At 60.1% G+C, this 15,099-nt stretch carries 16 protein-coding genes; 7 read left to right on the plus strand and 9 right to left on the minus strand.

Annotated elements, in window-relative coordinates; translation table 11 throughout:
- Positions 1-463: 463 nt before the first annotated feature.
- The 4 genes from FIU86_RS21265 to FIU86_RS21280 all read right to left on the minus strand — a co-directional run bounded on the left by FIU86_RS21265 (position 464) and on the right by FIU86_RS21280 (position 2,838).
- Complete coding sequence (locus tag FIU86_RS21265; RefSeq protein ID WP_152477375.1) at positions 464-691, minus strand: hypothetical protein; 228 nt, start codon at positions 689-691, stop codon at positions 464-466.
- Between the two features lie 109 nt (positions 692-800).
- Positions 801-1,820, minus strand: a complete 1,020-nt coding sequence (locus tag FIU86_RS21270; RefSeq protein WP_152477376.1) for a nitronate monooxygenase family protein — start codon at positions 1,818-1,820, stop codon at positions 801-803.
- The gene (locus FIU86_RS21275) at positions 1,820-2,179 is read right to left on the minus strand and encodes a DUF488 domain-containing protein (protein ID WP_152477377.1); all 360 of its coding nucleotides are present in this window, start codon (positions 2,177-2,179) and stop codon (positions 1,820-1,822) included. Before FIU86_RS21275 ends, FIU86_RS21270 begins: the two co-directional genes overlap by 1 nt.
- Positions 2,176-2,838: a 5-formyltetrahydrofolate cyclo-ligase gene (locus tag FIU86_RS21280; RefSeq protein WP_152477378.1), complete on the minus strand. Its 663-nt coding sequence runs from the start codon at positions 2,836-2,838 to the stop codon at positions 2,176-2,178. Before FIU86_RS21280 ends, FIU86_RS21275 begins: the two co-directional genes overlap by 4 nt.
- 58 nt (positions 2,839-2,896) lie before the next feature.
- Here FIU86_RS21280 and FIU86_RS21285 point away from each other — a divergent pair, with 58 nt between their 5' ends.
- From FIU86_RS21285 to FIU86_RS21295, 3 genes are all read left to right on the plus strand, one after another.
- Complete coding sequence (locus tag FIU86_RS21285; RefSeq protein ID WP_254704046.1) at positions 2,897-3,844, plus strand: LysR family transcriptional regulator; 948 nt, start codon at positions 2,897-2,899, stop codon at positions 3,842-3,844.
- Positions 3,845-3,937: 93 nt separating this feature from the next.
- On the plus strand, positions 3,938-5,089 hold the full coding sequence (locus FIU86_RS21290; protein WP_152477379.1) for an HPP family protein: 1,152 nt from the start codon (positions 3,938-3,940) through the stop codon (positions 5,087-5,089).
- 122 nt (positions 5,090-5,211) lie between these two features.
- A complete protein-coding gene (locus FIU86_RS21295) occupies positions 5,212-6,495 on the plus strand; it encodes an MFS transporter (RefSeq protein WP_152477380.1) in 1,284 nt (427 codons plus the stop codon).
- Positions 6,496-7,129: 634 nt separating this feature from the next.
- Here FIU86_RS21295 and FIU86_RS21300 read toward each other — a convergent pair.
- From FIU86_RS21300 to FIU86_RS21320, 5 genes are read right to left on the minus strand one after another with little or no spacing between them, the layout of a single operon-like run.
- Positions 7,130-8,041 carry a polysaccharide deacetylase gene (locus FIU86_RS21300; RefSeq protein ID WP_152477381.1) on the minus strand — a complete coding sequence of 304 codons (912 nt, stop codon included), beginning with the start codon at positions 8,039-8,041 and terminating at the stop codon, positions 7,130-7,132.
- On the minus strand, positions 8,038-8,772 hold the full coding sequence (locus FIU86_RS21305) for an SDR family NAD(P)-dependent oxidoreductase (protein ID WP_152477382.1): 735 nt from the start codon (positions 8,770-8,772) through the stop codon (positions 8,038-8,040). Before FIU86_RS21305 ends, FIU86_RS21300 begins: the two co-directional genes overlap by 4 nt.
- Complete coding sequence (locus tag FIU86_RS21310; protein WP_152477383.1) at positions 8,769-9,551, minus strand: SDR family NAD(P)-dependent oxidoreductase; 783 nt, start codon at positions 9,549-9,551, stop codon at positions 8,769-8,771. Before FIU86_RS21310 ends, FIU86_RS21305 begins: the two co-directional genes overlap by 4 nt.
- The gene (gene speB, locus FIU86_RS21315; RefSeq protein ID WP_152477384.1) at positions 9,551-10,513 is read right to left on the minus strand and encodes an agmatinase; all 963 of its coding nucleotides are present in this window, start codon (positions 10,511-10,513) and stop codon (positions 9,551-9,553) included. The genes FIU86_RS21310 and speB (FIU86_RS21315) overlap by 1 nt, the downstream gene beginning before the upstream one ends.
- Positions 10,510-11,109 (minus strand): TetR/AcrR family transcriptional regulator, encoded by a 600-nt coding sequence (locus FIU86_RS21320; protein ID WP_152477385.1) that lies wholly within the window; start codon positions 11,107-11,109, stop codon positions 10,510-10,512. The genes speB (FIU86_RS21315) and FIU86_RS21320 overlap by 4 nt, the downstream gene beginning before the upstream one ends.
- 186 nt (positions 11,110-11,295) lie before the next feature.
- On the opposite strand from FIU86_RS21320, the gene FIU86_RS21325 reads away from it, so the two are divergent.
- The 4 genes from FIU86_RS21325 to speB (FIU86_RS21340) all read left to right on the plus strand — a co-directional run bounded on the left by FIU86_RS21325 (position 11,296) and on the right by speB (FIU86_RS21340) (position 15,098).
- A complete protein-coding gene (locus FIU86_RS21325) occupies positions 11,296-12,360 on the plus strand; it encodes an ABC transporter substrate-binding protein (protein ID WP_152477386.1) in 1,065 nt (354 codons plus the stop codon).
- A 79-nt stretch (positions 12,361-12,439) separates the two neighbouring features.
- Positions 12,440-13,261, plus strand: coding sequence for an ABC transporter permease (locus FIU86_RS21330; protein WP_152477387.1), 822 nt, complete (start codon positions 12,440-12,442; stop codon positions 13,259-13,261).
- 1 nt (position 13,262) lies between these two features.
- Positions 13,263-14,099 carry an ABC transporter ATP-binding protein gene (locus FIU86_RS21335; protein ID WP_254704047.1) on the plus strand — a complete coding sequence of 279 codons (837 nt, stop codon included), beginning with the start codon at positions 13,263-13,265 and terminating at the stop codon, positions 14,097-14,099.
- A gap of 36 nt (positions 14,100-14,135) precedes the next feature.
- Positions 14,136-15,098 (plus strand): agmatinase, encoded by a 963-nt coding sequence (speB, locus tag FIU86_RS21340; protein ID WP_152477388.1) that lies wholly within the window; start codon positions 14,136-14,138, stop codon positions 15,096-15,098.
- The last annotated feature ends 1 nt before the right edge of the window (position 15,099 follow it).

A 15,099-nucleotide genomic window follows, 5' to 3' on the forward strand; every position in this document is an offset into this window, starting at 1 on the left:
AGGTGCTGACGTTAGACATATTGCTAAAACGTTACTCCCGAGCGGTGGAATGCATCTTGACCACGGCGAAGGAAACGCTGGTCCGTTTGAAATGTCGACCGCTCTATGGCCGCTCTGAAAGAAATACCATAGACGCAGAAGTACTTTTGCAACCGCGGTAAGGGCAGGGGGCGTTGGCGCACACATTGGTTTCGGTTTATTTGGCGATCAGGCGAGGTTCGCGATGACGTCGGATAGCAACCCTTAATGAAATTGACGTTAACGAATATCGCGGCTCCGCTAGATTCGGAGTAACGCTTCTCATCGTTGTCCTTGACCGCCAGTTCTCGGCGTCAGGTGCCGATGCTCTAAGGCATAGTCGATGAAAGACACCGCCGCCTGACGGGCTGTGTCGGCCTAAAGGCTGGCCATTCTTTCCGGCATTTGTGCTGGCGCCAGACAAAATAATAAGCACAACTTGAGGTCAGGCATTTTCGTTGCAGTTCCTTACAGCGCTGGCGATGAGCCTATAAAGACGCGCCGTTTCCTCGTCGGCATCCTTGGCATCCAGTTCGAGACTGCGCGCCAGAACCTCCCGCTCCTTGGGCGACGTGATCGCGCCTTCGACCAGGCTCAAAACGACTTTGACGGCTGCTTTACGCAGATGGATAATTTCCCGCTCAAGGGCGACGATACGATCTTCGTTTGTCACCTCTCATCACTCCAGCAGATAGTTTCTTCTTTGAAGCCGCTTCACCAAAATTCAGCGCATCCTTATGACACAATATCCAAAAATTTTCCAATAGCGGGGTCTGAGTCCGCTATGACAGTTTCGTGCCCATTCCATTCCTTTCTATACATGCGTGCGCTTCATCCAAGATAGATTGCAATATTTCCTTTGCCGGTCGGATACTGTGTACCGAGCCTGCGCACTGACCGGCAAAGAGGGCGAGTTGATCCAGATCGCCCTGCATTGAGCGCAGCGGGGAGTCCGTGCTCCAGCGATAGATCGGCTTGCCTTCCTCGTCGGCGATCTGGTGGCGGGGGATCGTGTTGGGGTCGTGGGCGAAGAGTCGGTCGCCCAAAAGGTTGGTGACTTCAGAGCGCAGCACGCGGACCGCGGCGCCCTTGGGCCAGTTGATGACGAAGGCGTCCGTATGGACCGTCTCGTCCGACGCCGCCTGTACGACGCGTTGTTTATGCAGATCGTGCGCAAAGGATTCCGTTGTCGCCAGGAATGCCGTGCCGCAGTGGATGCCCTGCGCACCCAGCGCCATGGCCGCGACGAGGCTGCGTCCGGTTGCGAAACCGCCCGAAGCGATGACAGGCAAGTCGGTTGCGGCGGCCACCTGCTGCACCAGAACCAGCGAGGATACGGTGCCGTGAACATGCCCGCCGGCCTCGACGCCCTGGGCGATGACCGCGACCGCGCCGGCCGCTTCCGCGGCGCAGGCCTGGTCGACCGAGCCCACCTGGTAGAGGACCTGCATGCCAAGGTCGTTGGCGTGCGCGACGGCCTCGGGCATGACATCCCAGAAGAAGACCAGAGTTTCGATGCCTTCGTCCTTGCAGGTCTTCAGCTGTTCGGTGAAGAGGTCGGGGTCGGTCGCAGCCGGAATGAGGTTGACCCCGAAGGCGCGGTCGGTTCGGTGTCGCACCTCCGCGATTTCCCGCCTTATCAGGTCGCAAGGCTCGCGCACCATGCCGAGGCATCCGAACCCGCCCGCACCGGAGACCGCCGCCGCCAGTTCGGCGCGTGCGACGCCGCCCATGCCCGCCTGAAGGACGGGGTAATCGCAGCCAAGAATGTCGCAGATCGGTTGGTGCAGTATGCCGCGCATCAGGTAACGGATCTTCGTTCGAGATAGTCCTTGAGCGCGACGGCGTTGTTGTGACGCTCGTCCTTTGCGCCATAGATCAGCGTGACCCGGCCTTCGCGCACCTGACCGGCAATCCGTTCGACCGCGTCGCGCCGTTTGTCGAGTTCCGCGAAATACGCGTCGCGGAACTCATCCCATTTGCCGGGGTCGTGGTTGAACCACTGGCGCAGGTCCTTGCTCGGCGCGACGTCCTTTTCCCATGCCGCGATATTCAGGTCATGCTTGGACACGCCGCGCGGCCAGACCCGGTCGACCAGAATGCGCGTGCCGTCATTCGCATGCGCCTCGGCATAGGCGCGCTTGGTCCAGATCTGCGTCATTGCGCTTGGTCCCGGGCCGGGTCGACGAGGATCATGTCGTCCATCGCGATGTCGTGGGGTTGCGGATAGATCGTGTGGAGTGTCGAGACAACGTGCCCCACACCAATTGCGCGGACTCGCGGTGAGAGACTGGCCAACGTCCGGTCGTAGAAGCCGCCACCGTATCCCAGCCGGAATCCTGCCGCATCGGCGCCGACCACTGGCGAGATAACGATGTCCGGCAGAAGGCACGTGTTATTGTCCGGAACCGGGATTTTCCAGACACCGCGCCGCATGGAACATCCCGGGGTCCATTCCCGGAACACGAGCGGCTTTGCCTTACCCGCGACTTCGGGTAGGGCGATGCGGCCGCCGCGCTCTGTAACGCGGCGCATCCAGTCGCGCAGATCGGGTTCGCCCCGGAAAGGCCAGTAGACGCCGATGACAGGTTTCGAGTCGACATCGACGGCGTTATACAGCGCCGCGGCGATGCTACGCGATGTTGCCTGCCGGGTGCTGACCGAAAGTTCGAGGCGTTTCTCGATCAAATCCTCGCGCTGAAGCTTGCGCCAACGTGCGATTTCCGACCAGTTATCGGGATCTGGAGGTGACACGGCACGCGCACTGTCGTCCCACTCGTGCATGTAGCAGGGGGAGGATGCGTATCCTCTGTCGGTCATTTCGGTCTCCGTCTGCTGTGGGAACTGAAAACGTTTGGTCGCGTGGGTGGTGGGCCGCATGATGCGAATGTCGCAGCGTCAACGCAATTATCGGCCACATATTGCAATCGGAAAAGCGAATTTAATTGATATTTCAAATCGGAATTCGAGATACTATCGTGAGGTACGAACATTGAACATTGAACATGCACGCACGTTCCTTGCGGTTTCGGACAGCGGCAGCTTTGTTGCCGCCGCCGACCTGCTGCACATCACGCAATCGACGGTCAGTGCCCGGATCCACGCGCTGGAGCAGTTGCTGGGCCGACGGCTTTTCACCCGCAGCAAGGCCGGCGCGGTTCTGACGCATGACGGCGAGCGGTTCCTGGTCCACGCAGGGCAGATGGTGCGCGCGCTGGAGCAGGCGCAGCGCGAGATCGGCCTGCCCCGGAGGTTTTCCGCACGTATCAATATCGGCGCGCGCATCGGTCTATGGGAGTCGTTCCTGACCCCATGGATTGCGGACATCAGTGTCGCCCGGCCCGATCTGTCCTTTCGCGCGGAGATCGGATTCGAGCCGGAACTGATGCAGGGGATCGTCGATGGTCGTTTGGATATCGCGGCAATGTATACACCGCAACGGCGGCCAAACCTGGAACTGCTGCCGCTATTCACCGAACGCCTTGTCATGGTGACCTCCGACCCCGAGGGCGCGATGACACCCGACGCGTATATCCACGTCGATTGGGGGCCGGAATTCTCGGATCAGTTTAGTGCGGGGTTCCCGGGTTTTCCCAGCCCGGTTCTGTCCGTCAATATCGGCTGGCTGGGGTTGCAGCATCTGCTGGTGCGCCGTGGCTGCGGCTATTTCCCGGAGAGGCTGGTCGAGCGACACCTCCGGAAAGGCAACTTGCAAACGGTGGCGCGCGCGCCGGTTTTCGACCTTCCCGCCTGGGTGCTGATCCGCGAGGAGCGCGACTTTGACGTGATCGACCCGATCCTCAAGCAGCTTCGTGCATTCCGATGATGGGACGGCCGGATTGACGGTTCGATCAACTGCCGTGTTGAATCTGCGGCACTGTGATGAAAGTTTGTGCGCATCCTGCCTGGAGACGCATACGTGCACATTCTGAAATCACTTGGTCCAGCCGTCGCACGCGTTTCCGGCGTCGAGGCCTTTCGGGCAGGGCTTGGCGCCCTGATCGGGCTCGGGCTGACCGGTCTCTTCGTGCTGTCGCCGACTGTCGACCTGGAACTGGGGCTGTACCTTGTCGCACCCTTCGGCGCCACGTCCGTTCTGTTGTTCGCGGTTCCGAACAGCCCGCTCGCGCAACCCTGGTCCGCGATTGTCGGCAATACGATAGCAGCACTGGTCGGAGTCGCCGTTTGCCTATGGGTCGACGATCCCGCCTTGAGGGTCGGCCTTGCCGTGGGACTGGCCGTAACCGCGACGATGCTGTGTCGCGCCGTCCACCCGCCGGCGGGTGCGGTGGCCATGACGGCGGCCCTGTCGCCCGATGCCATCGCGCATCTGGGGTTCTGGTTCGCGATTGCGCCGATTGGCGTGGGTACCGTGGCGCTTGTGGTTCTTGCGACGATCTATGCGCGATTGACGGGGCGGCACTACCCGTTTCGGCAGTTCGATGACCCAAGCCAGCACGGGACTGGCGACCGGAATCCGACCGAACGGCTAGGGCTGTCCGAGGAAGAACTGACAAACATCCTAGAGCGCTACAGCCAGTCCTTCAACCTTGGGGTCGAGGACCTGGCGCGCCTGATCGGGGCAGCGGAGATGCAGGCCGCGGCACATCACGCCGTTCCGGTGACGGCACAGGACATCATGTCCCGCGACCTTGTCACGATCCGTCCCGAAACGTCCCTGAGCGAGGTCGCGGACCTTTTCCGGCAGCACCGTTTCACATCCCTTCCCGTCGCCGGGGAGGGTGAGAGATTCCTGGGGGTCATTTTCCAGATCCACCTGATCAGCCAGGCAAGACAGGATGCCTTGCGCCTTGACCGCGGATACGCTGCGGCCTTGCGGCGCCTGCTGGATGGAAATCGCGAAAATCCGACGAAGGCCGGGGACATCATGAGTGTTGCCGGTCCGCGCGCGATGGCACATACGCCGATCGGGGCGTTGTTGCCGATGATGGCCGACGGAGATACGGATGCGGTTCCGGTTCTCGAAAGAGACAAGATCATCGGCATCGTTACACAAACGGACCTTGTCGCGGCGCTGGCGAGAAACGTGGTGCGAACAAACCCGAATTAGATAGACGTGCGGCTACGGAGTTCGGTTGCGGCAAAAGTACTTGATCTACTCAATAGATCGGGCGATGGCGGAGGCCGCGTCTATGTAGAACTGGCCCAACTTGCAGTCAAATCAGGAGCGAGATGAGTAAAACGCGCGACGTTTCCGAAGCCAAGAGAGCGTGGCCGAGGCCTTATATTCAGGTTGGAGGGCTCGTCGCCGGAATGGCGTTAATTGCGCTTGGCAACGGACTGATGGCAACTTACGTGCCGGTACGCCTCGATCAGGCGGGGCTCGGGCAGCGCAACGTTGGGCTCGTGGTGACGGCGTATGCTGCGGGCATGTTGCTTGGATGCCTTCTGTCGGGGCATATGGTGCGTCGTAGCGGTCACGTGCGTGCATTCACATCGCTGGCGGCCATCGGCACGATTTCGGCGCTTCTTCTGGCCCTCGACGTAGGCTTGTATTCCTGGGGCGGACTGCGGGTATTGGGCGGATTCTGCACGACAGGAATGTTCATGGTGGCTCAAAGCTGGCTGAACGCCGTGACCATCACGAATTGGCGCGGGCGGGTCATGGCGCTGTTTTACATAAGCTACACGCTTGGACTCGCCGGCGGCGCACTTCTTATGCGGGTGGTGGATATCGACGGAACGGCGGCGCTGATGTTGCTTGCGGGTCTTTATGCAGCGGCCGTGATCCCGGTTGGGCTTACGCGATTGCAGCAGCCAGCGCCGCCCGAGCGCATAGCGGTCCGCCCGATTGCGGTTTACCGGATTTCTCCCGTCGGCCTTGTAGGGGCATTCGTGTCGGGCGGGCTTGGCATGACGATGATGGGCGTTGGCCCGATGTATGGCACCGAGGTCGGACTGGAGCCGGGCGACATCGCTCTTCTGATTGCAGCCCTTCAGGGCGGTAACATGGTTATACAATGGCCACTGGGCTGGCTCAGCGACAGCATGGATCGACGTAAAGTCATTCTTGGCGCAGGGCTTGGCATCTCGGCGGTGTCGATTGTGATTGCGGGTGGCGGCGCAGCACTCAGCGGTGAAGGTTTTTGGGCACTTCTCGTACTGTTCGCAATTTGGGGTGGGCTCGCGGAGTCGCTTTACACGATCTCAACCGCTCACACCAATGACCACACGGACCCGGCTGATCACGTGATGGTTTCATCCACGGTTCTGATTATGTGGGCGAGCGGAGCAACAATTGGTCCTGCGGTGGCGACTGCGGCTCTTGAGTTTGCCGGTACGTCGGGGCTTTGGGCATTCTTCTTGGCGGAAGCAAGCTTCTTTGCTGCTTTCGTTCTCTGGCGCTTGGCCCAACGAGGGCGTCCGGATGCAGAAAGCCAAGAGAGCTTCCAAAGTTGGCCGGCCTCCGCGCCACCTATCCCCGAGTGGAATCCCAATGCTCCAGAGACAGAGTGAACCGCAGGATTGCATCACCGGGGGATAGGGCAGCAAATCAAATAAGGATCGGTCCTGCTATTCGTCTGTACTTCCGTTGTCGCTCACGAGCTGGCAGCGCCTTTATTTTCGGTGTCCACGCCCGCCAAAGAGAGTAAACTCGGACATAAGGACGAGCAACAGACCACCAGGAACCAGGACTGATTTATTAATCGGAGTTGTTTCCCAATCCGGATATTGGTCTCGGCACGGTGCGATGTCTGCAATTGGGGTAGGGCGGTCGGGCTTGAGCACTGCTCCCGACCTCCTTGTCACCTGCGCAGAGAACGTTTGGTCCGCGTTCAAAAACAGTCATTTTGAAGAACCGGTTGAACAAACCTCGGTACTTTCGGGTATCGAGGGATCAAAGGACATTTCACGTGCTTTCCTAGATTTGGCGAAGACATGGTTTCGCGTCATGCAAACCTGCGGTGAACGAGATCACTCTAAGGTGATCTCTGCCGGAAATTGATCTCTTGAAAAGTCGTCTCAGACCAGTCCGCCGTCGAGACCCAGTCTAATGGTTTTTCGACTTCGCTTGATCTCTTCGGCACACTGTAACATGCGCCGAAATAAGCGCCGAATAATGAGTTTGAATTTCTTAGCAATCTTTACACTAGGGGGCGTGTTTGGCTACGGCCACGTCGTAAACCGGGCCTGCGTAAGAAGGCATAACGACGCGGCGCGGGACATATTCACCGGACTCGGTGACTTTACGCAAATGGGCGGCGATCTCTTCCATCGGGGCGAACCAGACGTCTCCTGCATCAACCTCCTTTTCGAGAAAGCCCGCTACCACATCCCACCGGGCCAATCGTCCAGTGGCAAAGGGATGCACAACTGCCACCCACAGCCCGCCATATTTCCGGATCGCGTTGAATTCCTGAATGTAGGGTTCGAACCCTATGGTTGGGGCCATGATATTGCCCATGTATCCCAAGTCTTCGGACTGCACGAACTGCGGCCAGTCATCCAGCCCCCAATGCGTCGGCAGTTCCACCAGGCTGCCCTTGGGCGTGTCCAGCATATAGGGCTGATCGTCCCCCATCAGCGAGGCGTCATAAGAAAATCCGCGCTCGGCCAACAGGGTGCAAGACACGTCCGACATGTTGTAGAGCGGCGCCCGCCAGCCGCGCGGCGCCTGACCGGTAGCGCATTTGAGAATGTCTATCCCCACGTCCAGCCAATGGGCTTCCTCATCGGGCGTCAATTCATTGGGATGCTCGTGAATATAGCCGTGATGGCCGATCTCGTTTCCGCCCTCCAAGATGGTCTCGACGGCCTGCGGATACCGCTCAACGCACCACGCAGGGATGAAGAAGGACTGGCGAATGCCCAGCCGCTTGTATGTCTCGACGATCCGCGGAATGGCCACTTCGGGGCCGTATTGCAGCATCGAGGTTGTGGCCGCCTTTCGATGGCTATCCTTGGGATGGCTGATATGTACAAGGCTGTCGGCATCCATGTCGAAGGTGACGCACGCCGCGCACTTGGCGCCGTTGGGCCAGGGTACTGGATTAGCGATCATGGCATTATACTCCCACCGTTCACACCGATCCCCTGGCCGGTGATGTAATTTGCGTTGGGCCCCGCCAGGAACAGGGCCATCTGGGCGATTTCCTCGGGTTGACCGAACCGGGCCAGCGGAATCGACAGCTCTTTCTCGCGCCATTCCGGCGACATGTGCTCAGCCGCGAGCATCGCGGTGTCGATGGGACCGGGGCAGAGCGCGTTTACGAGAACCTCGGGCGCAAACTCCTTAGCCCAGGAGCGGACAAGGCCGAGCACGCCGTGCTTGGACGCGACATAGGGCGAGAAGGTCTCGCGACCGTAATAGGCAAGGTCCGATGCCACCATGATCAGCCGGCCTTTCCGCCCCTGCATCGCGCGCAAGGCCTCGCGCCCCACGAGGAACGACCCGCGCAGGTTCACGGCAATCATGCGGTCGAAATCGGCGGCGGAGGTTTTCAGCAGCGGGCGCTCGTCGATGATGCCCGCGCAGTTGACCGCGGCATTCAGCGGCCCGGCTTTCGCGGCCTCTTCGAACAGGGACAGTACGGAGCCTTCGTCCGAGACGTCGCACTGGACGGCCTTGGCCTGACCTCCCGCATCCTGGATAGCGCGCACGGTGTCCGCGGGATCGTTCAGATCGGCGCACATCACCTCGGCTCCGGCCGCGCCGAACGCCTGGGCGCAAGCTGCGCCGATGCCACGCCCGGCGCCGGTGATGACCACGGTTTGCCGGTCCAGCCAGTTCATGCCATCACCTCGCCCCGGTCGAGATGATAGGCCTGCCCGGTGATGTCGCGCGCGCCGTCCGAGGCGAGGAAAAGATAGATCGCCGCCATGTCATCCGGCTCCAGCAACCCGTCAAGCACCTGGCCGTCGATGATTTCCTGCATCACTTCCTGCTCGGAACGGCCGCTGCTTTGGACCATGCGCTCCAGCGTCAGCACGGCGGCCTCGGTCTTGACCCAGCCGGGGCAGACGGCATTCACGTTGATGCCGCGCGGGCCCAGTTCATGCGCAATGGAGCGCATGAAGCCCAGATTGGCGTGTTTCGAAGCGCAATAGGCCGAAAATTCCGCCACCGCCGTGCGGGCCCAGATCGAGGCAGTCAGGATAATGCGCCCACCCTTGTCCATCCGGCGTAGCGCGCGGCGGGTCATCAGATAGGTGCCCATCACGTTGATGTCGATGATGCGGCGGAAGGTGTCTTCGACCACTTGATTGGGATCTTCCAGTGGGGTGGTGCGCTCCAGCCCGGCATTGTTGATCAGCACGTCGAGCGACGCGATCCCGTCTAGGGCCGCGTCGATCTGGGCCGTGTCGGTGATGTCGCAACGGATAGGGGTGACGGCATTCCCGGTCTCTGAAGAAAGTCTGTCCGCCGCCTCGAACACCCCCGCGTCATCGGCAAGGATTTTCAGATCGGCGCCCGCCCGGGCAAAGCCGCGCGCCACGCCCAGCCCGATGCCCCGGCTGGCCCCGGTAATCAGAACGGATTTGCCCGAGAAATCATAAGAAACCTTCCCCATTATCCAGCCTTTCGGTTGTGCATGATCCGGCCGATCGTGTTCATCAGCACCTGCGCGGCGAGGATCGCGGTGGTGCCGGTGTGGTCGTAATCCGGCGCCACCTCGACCAGGTCCATGCCTACGATGTCACCCCGCTTGGTCAGCCCGTCCAGAAGTTCGAGGACCTCGTAGTAGAGAAACCCGCCATGGCTGGGCGTGCCGGTACCCGGCGCGATGGAGGGATCGAACCCGTCTATGTCCAGTGTCACGTAATAACGCGCGCCCTGGGGAATGCGCTCTAGCACCGCGGACACGCCTGCCGCGCGGACTTGGCGGACCGACAGTATATCTGATCCCATCTCCCGCGCCACGTCATAGCCGTCCTTCGCGGTGGACGAAACATTGCGGATACCAAGCTGAGTCAGCCCGGTCACATAATCCTTTTCCGCCGCGCGGCGCATCGGGTTGCCATGGCCGAAGCGGACGCCGTGCCGTTCGTCCACAAAATCCAGATGCGCATCGATCTGCACCACGTGAATCGGCTCCTGATCGTCAAAGGCGTTGATGCAGGGGATGTTAATCGAATGATCGCCCCCCAACGTGACGGGTAGCGCGCGGGCGGCCAGGATCTTGCGCACGCCGAGTTCGATATTGGCATGGCTTGTCTCGGTGTCGGTATGCACGATATCCGCGTCTCCGATATCGACGACGCGCACCTTGTCCGCGGGCAGATAGGTCACGTCATCCTCGTGGTCATAGGCGCCGCCATGACCGAAGGAGAACAGGGTCGAGGCCTCGCGGATACCGCGCGGTCCAAATCGCGCACCCGCGCGCCATTGCGTGCCGAAATCAAAGGGCGCGCCCAGAATGGCCACATCGGCGTCGATGGCATCCCAATCCTGCACATAGGGGTTCTTGCCAAAGGTGGAAATGCCGACGAAAGGCAGATCCAGGCGGCCAGTTTCGTATCCGTGTTGGGTCATGCAGTATTTTCCTTCGCCTTGCGGGGTGTTTTCTCGGCAAATATGACCGACAGATCGCGGCGAAACTGCCGGTCGGCGCCTTCTTCATCCTGGTTGTCATCCGAGACGAAGAGGAAAAACCGGATGTTCTGCATCTCGAACAACATCTCGGCAAAGGCGCGCGCGTCGAGGTCACGGTTGAGCGTGCCGCGCGCCTGATAGGCTTCCACCAGTTCGGTCATGATGTCGGTCAGCGCATTGTCGAGACTCCGATAGGTGACGCCGAACTGCTTTCCGCCCTGCAGGATGCTGGCCGCCACGACCTCGCGCCAGGTCGGCTTGGCCAGATAATTCATCGCGTGATGGCGCATGATCGAGCCGAACCGCGCCACAGCGTCGACCATACTGTTCGGCAAATCGCCGGTGAGGCCACGCAGTTGGTCGATCAGGCGCACGTCGCTTTCGCGGACGAGTTCCAGAAGCAGGTTCGCCTTGGTTCCGTAATAATTGTAGACGGTCACGGCGGACACGCCGGCATCGGTGGCAATGCTTTCAATGGTGACCGCGTCGTAGCCTTCGTTCTGAAAACGTGTTCGCGCGCTTTCAAGAATGCGCATCGAACGATCCAATTTCTGCTGCTTCCTCAGTCCCACGCGCGCTGCGCCTCCCTCGATTCTGACGCTGTTGGTTCTGTTTCAGGAACCCGGCGCGGCAGGCGTTAAAAAAACTCTGGACAGAAATTATTTTTAGTTACTATAAATTCTTAGTCAACTAAAAATTAAACGATAGACTGGGAGATCGGAATGCTTGGACGAATGAAGGCGACTTGGGTCGCAGGGATGGCCGTGGCGGCTGCCACAGCCGGGGGAGCGGTAGCGGAACAAGTAAATGTCGGCCTGTGCGTGTCTTGGCCGGGCTATGCTATGCTGGAACTGGCCAAGCAAAAGGGGCTGGCCGAAGGGTACGAGATCAATTCGGTCATCTTCGACGACCCGCTGGGCGGACATGCGGCGCTGGCGGCGGGCCAGATAGACATCTACGAATGCACTGGCGATTATACACCGCTGGCAATCGAGCGCGGCACAGGTGTAGTGAACGTGGGCTTCGCGAACCCGTCCTACGGTGTCGATCACATCATCCTGGCTCCAGGTTTGACGGTCGAGAATATTCAAGGTAAAAGCATCGGTGCGCCGCAAGCCTATATCGGCCAGTTGCAGATGGGTGTGTGGCTCGACAACGCTGATGTGCCATTCGACTCGGTCGAATGGGTCAATCTTCTGGCAGACGAGGCGGTAGGCCCCATGCTGTCAGGCGATCTGGCGGCGGCCTATCTCTACGAACCGTGGATCACCAGAGTCATGGAAAATTTGCCCGGCTCCAGCTCGGCAGTCGACACCGGCGAGGACTGGATGCTGGAAACGGGCATCTTCACCGACGTGATCTACATGAACGGTGATTTCATCAAAAACCGCCGCCAGGTTGCGCTCGACATGCTGAAAGCGCGCTTCGACGCCGTTGGTTGGTGGAACGAAAACACCGAAGAAGGCAACCAGATTATGTCGGATTTCCTGCGTTGGCCGCTGGCCGATGTAGAATCGGTGATCGGTACAAACGGCAAGTATCTCGAAGGCGGGATTTACATGTACGACTTCGACGAATCCGCGCAACTTTGCGGCGTTCTGGACGGAGAGCCGCCCTTTAACATCGGGAATGGCTCGATCGAGGATGTGATTACCACGATCAACGAGTACTGGGTGCGGATCGGGCTGATGTCGGAGGTGCAGGACGCATCCAAAGGCGTCGACTGTTCGCTCATGGGCGATCTGGTCGAGGCGGGTTATCGCCAGTCCATCGAGGCAAACGAGTAACGCTCTCAACATCTCAATCGGGGGGCGGTCACGCGCCGGCCTCCGACAGGACCCACACCAGACAGCACAGGCTTATCTCATGCCCCGCACCTCACAGGCCGCTCCGCGCAAGCGCTGGCTGGCATTGCGCGAACCGGTTTCTCAGAGCCAGTCCCTGATCTCGGCCATCTTCATTTGGACCCTGTTCTTCGCGATCTGGGAGGGGGTGTCTTTGGCCGGATTGGTGAACGATCTTCTGGTGCCCGCCCCCCACACGGTGCTGACGACGCTGGTGGATATGTTGATCAACCGCGATCTTCTTTCCGACATCCTGATCAGCGTCTGGCGCGTGGTTTTCAGCTTCGGCATCGCCTGCGCCGTTGCTGTTCCGCTGGGGGTTGCGATGGGTGCGTTTCCTTCCATCGAAGCGGTGTTCAACCCGTTCGTCTCGGCTTGGCGCTATCTGCCCGCGCCGTCTTTCATTCCGATCCTGTTGATGTGGTTCGGCACCGGAGAGACCCCCAAGATCGCGCTTCTAGTGATCGGGGTGGTCTTCTTCCTGATCACGCTGATCATGGATCACACGCGGCAGGTGCGGGCCGAACTTGTCGAAACCGGTCTGACACTGGGCGGCAATCGCTTGACCATCGTGCGCACGATCATCTTCCCGGCGGTCATGCCCAATATCCTGATCGCCATGCGCCAGATGCTAGCCGTGACATGGACCTACCTGGTCATCGCCGAGATCGTGGCCTCCACCACCGGTATCGGCGCGATGATGATGCGCGCCCGCCGGTTCCTGCACACCGATGAGATCATGGCGGGCATCGTGGTAATCGGCGTGCTGGGGCTCAGCTTCGACATCTTGTTCCGCAAGCTGCATCGCTGGCTTTTCCCATATCTCTATCACAGGGGGCATTGACGTGGCCGATCTGAAATTGAAATCGGCCGGCACCGCCGAAAGCGGCCCTGCTGCCAAGCTGCGTATCGAGGGCATTTCCAAGCGCTTTCCCCTAGGCGGCGGGCGCGAGATCCTGGCGATCGAAGAGGCATCCTTCACGGTGGAGCAGAACGAGATTTGCATCATCCTCGGCCCTTCGGGCTGCGGCAAGTCTACGGTTCTGCGGATGATCGCCGGACTGGAGCGGCCCTCCACAGGCGTTTTGAAGCTGGACGGCACGGAAATATTTGGTCCGGACCGCGAACGCGGGATGGTGTTTCAAGCCTATACCTCCTTCGATTGGCTGAGCGTGCGCGGCAACGTGGAATACGGAATGCGCATCAACAGCGTTCCGGTCGAGGAGCGCAAGGCACGAGCACAAAAATTCATTGATCTTGTGCATCTTGGCGGGTTCGAGGATGCTTACCCGTCGCAACTTTCGGGTGGCATGAAACAGCGCGTCGCCATCGCGCGCACCCTCGCCAACGATCCGGCGCTGTTGCTGATGGACGAACCCTTCGGCGCACTGGACGCCGAAACTCGCTGGCACATGCAGGAATTGCTCGTCGGCATCGCCGAGGCGGCCAACACCACCACCGTCATGGTGACCCATGACATCGAAGAGGCCATCTTCCTCGGTGACAAGATCGTATTCATGTCGAGCCACCCGGGCCGCGTGCACAAGATCATCACGCCAGAATTCAAAAAGGGCCAGCGCTATAAAAGTAAGGAAGAGGTTCTTGACCTCGACGGATACTCAGACCTTGAAAAAGAGATCATGCGCCTTATGCGCGAGCAGGGCGGTAAGGATACGCCCTGAACGCCACTCCGCTAAGAAAGACTGAAGGGGACCGTCATGAGCGATCTGGACTACCAACCCGTTTCGGGTTTCGACCTACCGCGCTTCGCAGGTATTCCCACCTTCATGCGCTTGCCGCATGTGGGAGTCGATGACGCCAAGCTCAGGGATGTGCAGATTGGCCTGATCGGAGTGCCCTGGGACAGCGGCACCACTAACCGCCCCGGCCCTCGGCACGGGCCGCGCCAGCTGCGCGACCTATCCACGATGATCCGCGCGCAAAACGGGATCACGGGTGTTCGCCCCTTTGAAATGGCCCGCTGCGCCGATCTGGGCGATGTGCCGCCCAACCCCACCGACATCCTGGACACCATGGAGCGGATCACAGGTTTCTACCGAAAGGTTATCGCCGCCGGCGTCGTGCCGCTGACGGCGGGGGGCGATCACCTGTCCTCGCTTCCGATCCTGCGGGCAGTCGCGGAAAAGTCACCGGTGGGCATGATCCATTTCGACAGCCACACTGACCTCTTCAACGGCTATTTCGGCGGCACGAAATACACTCATGGCACCCCTTTCCGCCGGGCCGTCGAGGAGGGGCTGCTGGACCCGGCCCGAGTTTGTATGATCGGCATCCGCGGCACCACCTATGACAATGAAGATCGCGATTTTGCCAAGACAGCTGGCGTCCGTGTAATTCCTATCGAAGAATTTCATGATCGTGGTGTAACTGATGTCATGCGCGAGGCTTGCGACATCGCGGGGGACGGGGACACCTACGTCTCATACGATATCGATTTCGTCGATCCGGCTTTCGCCCCCGGTACGGGCACCCCGGAAATCGGAGGGCCCAACAGCTATCAGGCAATCCAGGTGGTTCAGCATTTGCAAGAAGTGCGCATCGTCGGTGCTGACGTTGTCGAAGTATCGCCGCCTTTCGACCCGTCGGGCAACACGGCCTTCCTGGGCGCATCCATCATGTTCGAATTGCTCTGCAAGATCGTCGAAGCCGGGCCAAAATAGA

This window comes from Roseovarius sp. THAF9 (assembly GCF_009363715.1).
Lineage (GTDB): Bacteria > Pseudomonadota > Alphaproteobacteria > Rhodobacterales > Rhodobacteraceae > Roseovarius.

Excerpts from the sequence above, each read along its gene's own strand:
- FIU86_RS21270 (WP_152477376.1), bottom strand. The coding sequence starts at position 1,820 with ATGCGCGGCATACTGCACCAACCGATCTGCGACATTCTTGGCTGCGAT.
- FIU86_RS21280 (WP_152477378.1), bottom strand. The coding sequence starts at position 2,838 with ATGACCGACAGAGGATACGCATCCTCCCCCTGCTACATGCACGAGTGG.
- FIU86_RS21275 (WP_152477377.1), bottom strand. The coding sequence starts at position 2,179 with ATGACGCAGATCTGGACCAAGCGCGCCTATGCCGAGGCGCATGCGAAT.
- FIU86_RS21320 (WP_152477385.1), bottom strand. The coding sequence starts at position 11,109 with ATGCGCATTCTTGAAAGCGCGCGAACACGTTTTCAGAACGAAGGCTAC.
- FIU86_RS21325 (WP_152477386.1), top strand. The coding sequence starts at position 11,296 with ATGCTTGGACGAATGAAGGCGACTTGGGTCGCAGGGATGGCCGTGGCG.
- speB (WP_152477388.1), top strand. The coding sequence starts at position 14,136 with ATGAGCGATCTGGACTACCAACCCGTTTCGGGTTTCGACCTACCGCGC.
- FIU86_RS21305 (WP_152477382.1), bottom strand. The coding sequence starts at position 8,772 with ATGAACTGGCTGGACCGGCAAACCGTGGTCATCACCGGCGCCGGGCGT.
- FIU86_RS21310 (WP_152477383.1), bottom strand. The coding sequence starts at position 9,551 with ATGGGGAAGGTTTCTTATGATTTCTCGGGCAAATCCGTTCTGATTACC.
- FIU86_RS21330 (WP_152477387.1), top strand. The coding sequence starts at position 12,440 with ATGCCCCGCACCTCACAGGCCGCTCCGCGCAAGCGCTGGCTGGCATTG.
- FIU86_RS21300 (WP_152477381.1), bottom strand. The coding sequence starts at position 8,041 with ATGATCGCTAATCCAGTACCCTGGCCCAACGGCGCCAAGTGCGCGGCG.
- FIU86_RS21285 (WP_254704046.1), top strand. The coding sequence starts at position 2,897 with ATGATGCGAATGTCGCAGCGTCAACGCAATTATCGGCCACATATTGCA.
- FIU86_RS21295 (WP_152477380.1), top strand. The coding sequence starts at position 5,212 with ATGAGTAAAACGCGCGACGTTTCCGAAGCCAAGAGAGCGTGGCCGAGG.
- speB (WP_152477384.1), bottom strand. The coding sequence starts at position 10,513 with ATGACCCAACACGGATACGAAACTGGCCGCCTGGATCTGCCTTTCGTC.